Source organism: Massilia sp. Root335 (genome assembly GCF_001425685.1).
Classification (GTDB): domain Bacteria; phylum Pseudomonadota; class Gammaproteobacteria; order Burkholderiales; family Burkholderiaceae_D; genus Telluria; species Telluria luteola.
Genome location: NZ_LMCY01000045.1, coordinates 3,595 through 10,917, shown reverse-complemented (window position 1 = coordinate 10,917; position 7,323 = coordinate 3,595). Strand labels below are relative to the sequence as shown.

Genomic DNA, 7,323 nt, shown 5'->3' with positions numbered 1-7,323 from the left:
AATGACTAGGCATGTGTCACCTATGTCTCTGGACAAGTGTCACTCATGTCTCTGTGCCATACAGGCCGCCCACCCTACGGCATGACGCGCCTCGCATTCGCCGCGATCACGATCCCCGATAACGACAGTATCCCCAGCGCCACCGCGATGTTCGTATGCGCCGCGATCGACCCGATCAACGGCGGCGCCATCAGCAATCCCGCGTAACCCAGCGTGGCGACGGTCGCGAGGCCCCCGCCGGCCGACATCCCCGGCATGCGCGCGGCCGCCGCGAAGATCAGCGGCACGACGTTGGCGGCCGACAGGCCGATCAGCGCGAAGCCCAGCGCCGACAGCATGAAATGCGTGCTGACCACGGCCAGCATCAGGCCCGCGAACATGCCGAGCCCACCGGCCGTCATCACGCGCAATGGTCCGAAGCGCAGCACGAGCCGGTCGCCGGCGAAGCGGCACGCGGCCATCGCCACCGAGAATGCCGAGTAGCCGAACGCCGCCGACGCCGCATCGACCCGGGTCCGCTCCGTCAGCAGCAGCGCGCTCCAGTCGACGAGGGCGCCCTCCACCGCGAAGCACAGCAAACCGAGCAGGCCGAGGAACAACGCCGGCCCGCGCGGCAGGGCGAAGTGGCTCGCGTGCGGCGCCGGCGGCACCGCGAGCAGCCTCCTGGCGCACAATGCCACGGCGATGGCGATGGCAACGCTCATCATCAGCGCGCCGCGGCCGTCGCCCAGGCCGGCGCCGATCAAGAGGCCGCCGAGCGCCGCGCCGATGAGGCCACCGAGGCTGAAGAAGCCGTGGAACGAGGACATCGTCGGGATGCCGCGCGCCGCCTCGACCTCGCTGGCGTTGGCGTTCATCGCCACGTCCAGCACGCCGTTGCTGGCGCCGAACGCGAACGCCGCGAGGAACAGCGGCACGAGGCCGCCCACGTTCATCAACAGGCCGCTCGTGAGCGCGAACAGGAAAGCGCTGCCGATGACGACGGCGCGCGTGCCCCAGCGCCCGGCCATCCAGCCGGACAGCGGCATCGCGGCGATCGCGCCGGCGGCGATGGTCAACAGCAGGAAGCCGAGCACGCCCGTGTCGATGCCGGCGCGCGCCTGCACCAGCGGCACGTGCGCGGCCCACACGCCGATGCCGGCGCCGTTGAGAAGAAAAATCGTCGACACCGACCAGCGCGCGGCATTCAATCCGGCCGCGGGCGCGCGTTCGAGCGCGTGCACGTCGTCGATGCGGCTCATGCGCGCCCCCGTCCGGGCACCGGGGCCGCCAGCACGATCTCGGGCGCGCGCGCGCCCTTGCGCAGGCGTGCCAGCACGTCCGGCGCGGCATCCGCTTCCAGCACGAGGCGGTCGATCTCGTCGAGCGGCGCGATCGGAAACGGCGCCGGCGCCTCCAGGCGTTCGTTCAGCGCGGCGACGACGCGCCTGCTGCCCGCGGCGAGGATGGCCTGCTTGAGGATGGCTTCCTCGGCGTCGCTCGCGCCCAGGCCGCGCTCGGCCTCGACGCTGCACACGCCCACGACGGCCACGTCCACGCGCAGGCGCTGGATCTCGGCCAGCGTCTGCGCACCCATGACGGCGCCGACGTGGGCGGAATACACGCCGCCGAGCAGCACGACGCGCGTGCTGCGCAGGTGGCCGAGACCCAGTGCGATCTGCGGACTGTTGGTGACGATGGTGGCCGCCAGGCCGTCTTCCAGCTGGCGCGCGAACGCGAGGTTGGTCGTGCCGGCATCGACCAGCACCGTGTCGCCCGGCCGCACGCTGTCCGCCAGCGCGCGCGCCAGCATCGCCTTGCGCGCGGCATCGGCGTCGATCCGCTGGCCGAAGCTGGGCACGGCCTGCGTGCGCCGCATCGCGCCGCCATGCACGCGCCGCAGCAGGCCGGCCGCGTCCAGGTCGCGCAGATCGCGCCGGATCGTGTCTTCCGATGTGTTGAACCGCTGCGCCAGTTCGGCCGCCAGCACCTTGCCCTGCTGCTCGACCGTGTCGACGATGTGCTGCCGTCGTTCTTCCGCCAGTTGCATATACCCCTCCTCGATGCGCCCACTGTACACGTTTGCGCATGAACACGCAATAATCAATATAAACATGCACGATCATGCATGAAGACGGCCGGGTATTGGTTGGCGGTACATTCGTTGTTACACTCGCTGGATGCATTATCAGAACAATATGCACAAGTCCGCCGCCATCCTGATCGTCGACGACTATCTCCTGATCCGCACCGCCGTGCGCCAGGTGCTGGCGGAACTCGGCTTTTCCAACGTGTTCCAGGCCGATAACGGCAAGGCGGCGCAGGACCTCATGCGCAAGCAGCCGATCGACGTCGTGATCGGCGACTGGGGCATGCCCGTGATGAGCGGCCTGGACCTGCTGCACTGGATGCGGCGCGACGCGCGCCATGCGAAGACGCCGTTCATGATGCTGACGGCCGAGGCGAATCCGGCCGCCGTGCGCAGCGCCCTGCAGGCCGGCGTCGACGCCTACATGATCAAGCCGTTCACCGTGCACAGCTTCGCCAGCAAGTTCATGGCGATGATCGGCACGGTGCAGGACGGCGGCACGCCCGCGGCGGCGGCGGCGGAAGCGGCGCGCGCGCCCGAACCCAGGCCCGACGCCGCGTCCCCGCCGGTGCTGAAACCGGCGCCCGTCCAGGCCGACGTCATCGGCCTGCAGGCGCCGCTGGCCGAGCGCCTCAAGCGCTGCACGGTGCTGATCGTGGACGACGTCCCGAGCAATATCGAGGTGCTGGCCGGCGCGCTGAAGGACGAATACGCGATCAAGGTGGCGATCAGCGGCCGCAAGGCGCTGGAGATCGCGGCCGCCTTCCCGGTCGACCTGATCCTGCTCGACATCATGATGCCCGTGATGGATGGCTTCGAGACGTGCCGCCAACTGAAGGCCGATCCCGCGACGGCGCACGTGCCGGTCATCTTCCTGTCGGCGAAGGATGCCGTCGACGACATCGTGGGCGGCCTGCGCCTGGGCGCGGTCGACTACGTGTCGAAGCCGGCCGACCCGACGATCCTCAAGGCGCGCATCGCCACGCATCTCGCGCTGGCCACGGCGATGGGCGACCTGAAACGCCAGAACGAGCTGCTGATCGAGAACGCGCACCTGCGCGAAGACGTCGAGCGCATGACGCGCCACGACCTCAAGAGCCCCATCGCCGTCACCCTGCACGCGAGCCAGGCGCTCCTTCGCGGCGACCTGCCGGATGCGCAGCGCGAGCACGCGCACATGATCGAGATGGCTGCCAACCACGCGCTCGACATGATCAACCGCACGCTCGACATCCACAAGATGGAAAAGGGAGAATACCAGCCGGCGCTGCAGCCGTTCGACCTTGCCGCCGTGCTGTCGCGCGTCGCGCAGCAGACCGAGCTCGCGTTCACCGACCGCCGCATCGCGATCCGCTTCGCCGCGCCGGACGACACGGTCTGCCTGGGCGAAGCGCTGCTGTGCTATTCGATGTTCACGAACGCCTTCAAGAATGCGGCCGAGGCATCGCCGCCGGGCGGCGCGATCCGGGTCGACGTGGCGCCGGGCCCCGGCACCCTGCACGTCGTGATCGACAACGAGGGCGAGGTGCCGCTGACCATGCGCGGGCGCTTCTTCGACAAGTACGCCACGGCCGGCAAGCAGGGCGGCACGGGCCTGGGCACGTATTCGATCCGCCTCATGGCCGCGGTCCAGGGCGGCGATGCCGCCATCGAGACGGGCGACGGGCACACGCGGCTGACCATCACGCTGCCCTGCGTGTAATCCGCCCCGGCCTGCGGCGGATACGTAGGGTGGGCGGCCTCCGCCCACGCGTTCAACCGGCGCGTGGGCACGTGGTGCCCACCCTACCGAAACGCCAACGTTACACGATCAAACGAGGAGCATCAGATGCTCCCGCTCCCACGAACTGATCACGCGCGAAAACGTCGCGAACTCCAGCTCCTTCACTTCGCAGAACGCCTGCACGAACAACGGCCCGAGCATGTGGGCCAGCGCCGGACAGCCGCGCAGCTGCAGGATCGCATCCTCGAGATTGCGCGGCAGGTCGCCGTGGATGTGCTCCGCGCTTTCCGGCGTCGGCGCGGACGGCTCCAACCCCTCGACCATGCCGAGAAAGCCGCAGGCCAGCGTAGCCGCCATCGCAAGATACGGGTTCACGTCCACGCCCGGCACGCGGTTTTCCACGCGCCGGCTGGACGGCGCGGAATTCGGGATGCGGATGCCGCACGTGCGGTTGTCGTAGCCCCAGTGCACGTTCATCGGCGCCGACTGGAAGCGCGACAGGCGGCGGTAGGAATTCACGTGCGGCGCGAACAGCAGGGTGGCCGGCGGCACGTATTTTTCCAGGCCGCCGATGAAGTGCCGGAACAGCGCGCTTTCCGACCCGTCCTCGTTGGAAAAGATGTTGCGGCCCTCGTCGTCGACGATGCTCTGGTGGACGTGCATGGCGCTGCCCGGCTCGGTCTCCATCGGCTTGGCCATGAACGTGGCAAAGATGCCATGGCGCAGCGCCGTCTCGCGCACGGCGCGCTTGAACAGGAACACGCGGTCGGCCAGTTCGAGCGCGTCCCCATGCGTAAAATTGATTTCCATCTGGCCCGCGCCGGCCTCGTGGATCAGCGTCTCGACGCCCAGCTCGTGCTGCTTGCAGAACGCCGACAGCTCCAGGAAGAACGGATCGAAATCGTTGACGGCGTCGATCGAATACGATTGCCGGCCCTGCTCCGTGAAGCCGCTGCGTCCCGTCGGCGGGATCAGGGGCTCGTGCGGATTCGTCGTGCGCGCGACGAGATAAAACTCCATTTCCGGCGCCACGACGGGCGTCCAGCCCCGCTCGGCGTACCCGGCGAGCACGTGGCGCAGCACGGAGCGCGGGGCCAGGCCGACCCGGGTGCCGTCGAAATTCATGCAGTCGTGGATCACGAGCGCGACCCGTTCGGTGGCCCAGGGCACGACGCGGATCGTGGCCGGGTCGGGCACGCAGACCATGTCGGGATCGATGGGCCCGACGTACGGGGTGTTGTTCGGTTGCTCACCGTGCACCGTATTCAACAGCACACTCTTCGGCAACCGCATGTGTTCGCCAGTCAGGAACAGGTCTTTCGGAAGAATCTTGCCGCGGGCTATGCCCGTCATGTCGGCAATGACGCACTCGACTTCGTGGATGTTATGTTCGCGCAGAAAATCGCGCATCGGATCATGCGCTTCGGAATCCATCACGCTCCTCGCTTCATTCGATGCGACCCAATATAGCATCGGCGATGTTTGTGCCGCGCGCGGGTCGGACGCACCCTTTTCCTCAATTCGTTGCCCCGTTACCGCACTTCGCGTCATGGGCATTCCGCCGGAGGCCGTCCTGCGTCATACTTTCTGAATGGAACAGCTGACGATGCCGACGACGACGATGCCGACCAGCCGCATGTGGCGCAACTACGCCTGCGGCTGGATCGCGTACATGCTGCTGCTCTCGGTCGCCCTGCACCTGGACGACATCAACCGAAGCGGCTTCAACTGGCGCGGCCTCGTGCCGATGCTGTGGGTCGTGCCGCAGGCGCTTGTCCTGGCCCTGCACTGGCCGCTCGGCGGCTGGCTGGAGCGCCGGCACGCCTCGGCCACGACGATGTGCCTGGTCCACGCCGTGGGCGGCCCCGCGTACGGCCTGCTGTCGTACGCGCTCCCGGCCATGCTGTACGGCGCGACGCAGCCGCTGTCGTTCTACGTGTGGCCCGTGCTGTATTCGATCATGAGCTACGGTGTCATCGCCATCACGTTCCACATGGTGCGCGCCAATGCGATGCGGCGCCGCCAGGACGCGGCCATGCAGCAGGCCCACGCGCTGCTCGTGGCGTCGGAGCTGAACGCGCTGCGCAGCAAGCTCAATCCGCACTTCCTGTTCAACACGCTGCACTCCATCATCGCCCTCACCCGCCGGGACCCCAACGCCGCCGAGACGGCGCTGTTCCAGTTCTCCGACATGCTGCGCTACGTGCTGGACACGGAAAAGACGGGCAACGACCGCGTCACGCTGGACGACGAACTGCGCTTCGTGCGCGACTACCTCGAGCTGGAAAGCCTGCGCCTCGGCCCGCGCCTCAGCATCGACTGGGAGCTCGACGACAATGCCGGCGGCCACGTGCTGCCCGCGCTGTCGCTGCAGCCGCTCGTCGAAAACAGCATCAAGCACGCCTTCAATCCGCACAGCCGGCCGGGCCGCCTGCTGATCCGCACCCGCGTCGACGAGCGCATGGGAACACTCGTGCTGTCCGTCGGCGACGACGGTCCGGGCGCCGACATCGGCCACGTGCGCGCGTCGAACGGCCTGGGCCTGCGCACGGTCGAGCGCCGCCTGCAACTCGAATACGGCACCATGGATGCCCTCGCGATCGACACGTCGCCGGGCGCCGGCTTCGTGGTCACGATGGCCATCCCGCTTGCCGCCAACGACAAGGACTTCGCATGAATGCCCGAACCGTATTCATCGCCGAGGACGAACCGCTCGCGCGCGACGTCCTGCGCGACTTCATCTACGCCCACGCGGGCCTGCGCCTCGTGGGCGAGGCGGCCGACGGCGCCAGCGCGCTCGCGCAGATCGGCCGCATCCGTCCCGACATCGTCTTCATGGACATCCAGATGCCCGAGATGACGGGCCTGGAAGTGCTGCGCCGCCTGGACGTCGTGCCGGACATCGTGTTCACGACCGCGTACGACCAGTACGCCGTGACGGCGTTCGAACTGAATGCCGTCGACTACCTGCTGAAACCTTTTACGCGCGCCCGCTTCGACGCGGCCGTCGTGCGCCTGCTGGAAGCGCCCGGCGCGGGCGTCCCGGCGCGCGACGTCATCGGCGATGCCCTCGTCCAGGCCATGCAGCACGCACCAAGCCGCATCGAGCGCATCCTCGTGCGCGACCGCGGGCGCATCTTCCCGCTGTCCGTGAACGAGATCGGCTACCTGAAGGCGGACGCCAAGTACACGGCGATCGCCGCGCGCGGCCAGACCTTCCTCGTGCGCATCGGGATCTCGGAACTGGAAGCCCAGCTGGACCCGGGCCGCTTCATCCGCATCCACCGCTCGGCGCTCGTGAACCTCGACTTCGTCGATTCGATGCGGGCCGACGACCAGTCGCAGCTCGAAATCACGATGCGCGACGGGGCCGTGCTGACGGCGAGCCGGGAGGCGTCGAAGGTGCTGCGCGAGATGGCGATTTAATCGGCCGCGCAACTAAAACACCGTCGTTCCCGCGCAGGCGGGAATCCAATGTTGCGTGCATGGCTGCGCAATGAACTTGGGCCCCCGCCTCCGCGGGGGCGACGGT

At 68.2% G+C, this 7,323-nt stretch carries 6 protein-coding genes; 3 read left to right on the top strand and 3 right to left on the bottom strand.

Going from position 1 to position 7,323, the window contains the following annotated elements:
- Positions 1-74 precede the first annotated feature (74 nt).
- Both ASC93_RS23570 and ASC93_RS23565 read right to left on the bottom strand, forming a co-directional pair.
- The gene (locus tag ASC93_RS23570) at positions 75-1,241 is read right to left on the bottom strand and encodes an MFS transporter (protein ID WP_056448307.1); all 1,167 of its coding nucleotides are present in this window, start codon (positions 1,239-1,241) and stop codon (positions 75-77) included.
- On the bottom strand, positions 1,238-2,029 hold the full coding sequence (locus ASC93_RS23565; protein ID WP_056448304.1) for a DeoR/GlpR family DNA-binding transcription regulator: 792 nt from the start codon (positions 2,027-2,029) through the stop codon (positions 1,238-1,240). Before ASC93_RS23565 ends, ASC93_RS23570 begins: the two co-directional genes overlap by 4 nt.
- A 148-nt stretch (positions 2,030-2,177) precedes the next feature.
- On the opposite strand from ASC93_RS23565, the gene ASC93_RS23560 reads away from it, so the two are divergent.
- Positions 2,178-3,770, top strand: a complete 1,593-nt coding sequence (locus ASC93_RS23560; RefSeq protein WP_056448302.1) for a response regulator — start codon at positions 2,178-2,180, stop codon at positions 3,768-3,770.
- A 108-nt stretch (positions 3,771-3,878) separates the two neighbouring features.
- Here the strand turns inward: ASC93_RS23560 and ASC93_RS23555 are convergent, their stop codons facing one another.
- Complete coding sequence (locus ASC93_RS23555) at positions 3,879-5,225, bottom strand: glutamine synthetase family protein (protein ID WP_200958392.1); 1,347 nt, start codon at positions 5,223-5,225, stop codon at positions 3,879-3,881.
- A gap of 157 nt (positions 5,226-5,382) precedes the next feature.
- On the opposite strand from ASC93_RS23555, the gene ASC93_RS23550 reads away from it, so the two are divergent.
- Positions 5,383-6,468 (top strand): sensor histidine kinase, encoded by a 1,086-nt coding sequence (locus ASC93_RS23550; RefSeq protein ID WP_229412849.1) that lies wholly within the window; start codon positions 5,383-5,385, stop codon positions 6,466-6,468.
- Positions 6,465-7,217 (top strand): LytTR family DNA-binding domain-containing protein, encoded by a 753-nt coding sequence (locus tag ASC93_RS23545; RefSeq protein ID WP_056448300.1) that lies wholly within the window; start codon positions 6,465-6,467, stop codon positions 7,215-7,217. Before ASC93_RS23550 ends, ASC93_RS23545 begins: the two co-directional genes overlap by 4 nt.
- The last annotated feature ends 106 nt before the right edge of the window (positions 7,218-7,323 follow it).

Bases quoted from the DNA above. Each gene is read 5' to 3' on its own strand.
- ASC93_RS23570 (WP_056448307.1), bottom strand. From the start codon at position 1,241: ATGAGCCGCATCGACGACGTGCACGCGCTCGAACGCGCGCCCGCGGCC.
- ASC93_RS23565 (WP_056448304.1), bottom strand. From the start codon at position 2,029: ATGCAACTGGCGGAAGAACGACGGCAGCACATCGTCGACACGGTCGAG.
- ASC93_RS23560 (WP_056448302.1), top strand. From the start codon at position 2,178: ATGCACAAGTCCGCCGCCATCCTGATCGTCGACGACTATCTCCTGATC.
- ASC93_RS23555 (WP_200958392.1), bottom strand. From the start codon at position 5,225: ATGGATTCCGAAGCGCATGATCCGATGCGCGATTTTCTGCGCGAACAT.
- ASC93_RS23550 (WP_229412849.1), top strand. From the start codon at position 5,383: ATGGAACAGCTGACGATGCCGACGACGACGATGCCGACCAGCCGCATG.
- ASC93_RS23545 (WP_056448300.1), top strand. From the start codon at position 6,465: ATGAATGCCCGAACCGTATTCATCGCCGAGGACGAACCGCTCGCGCGC.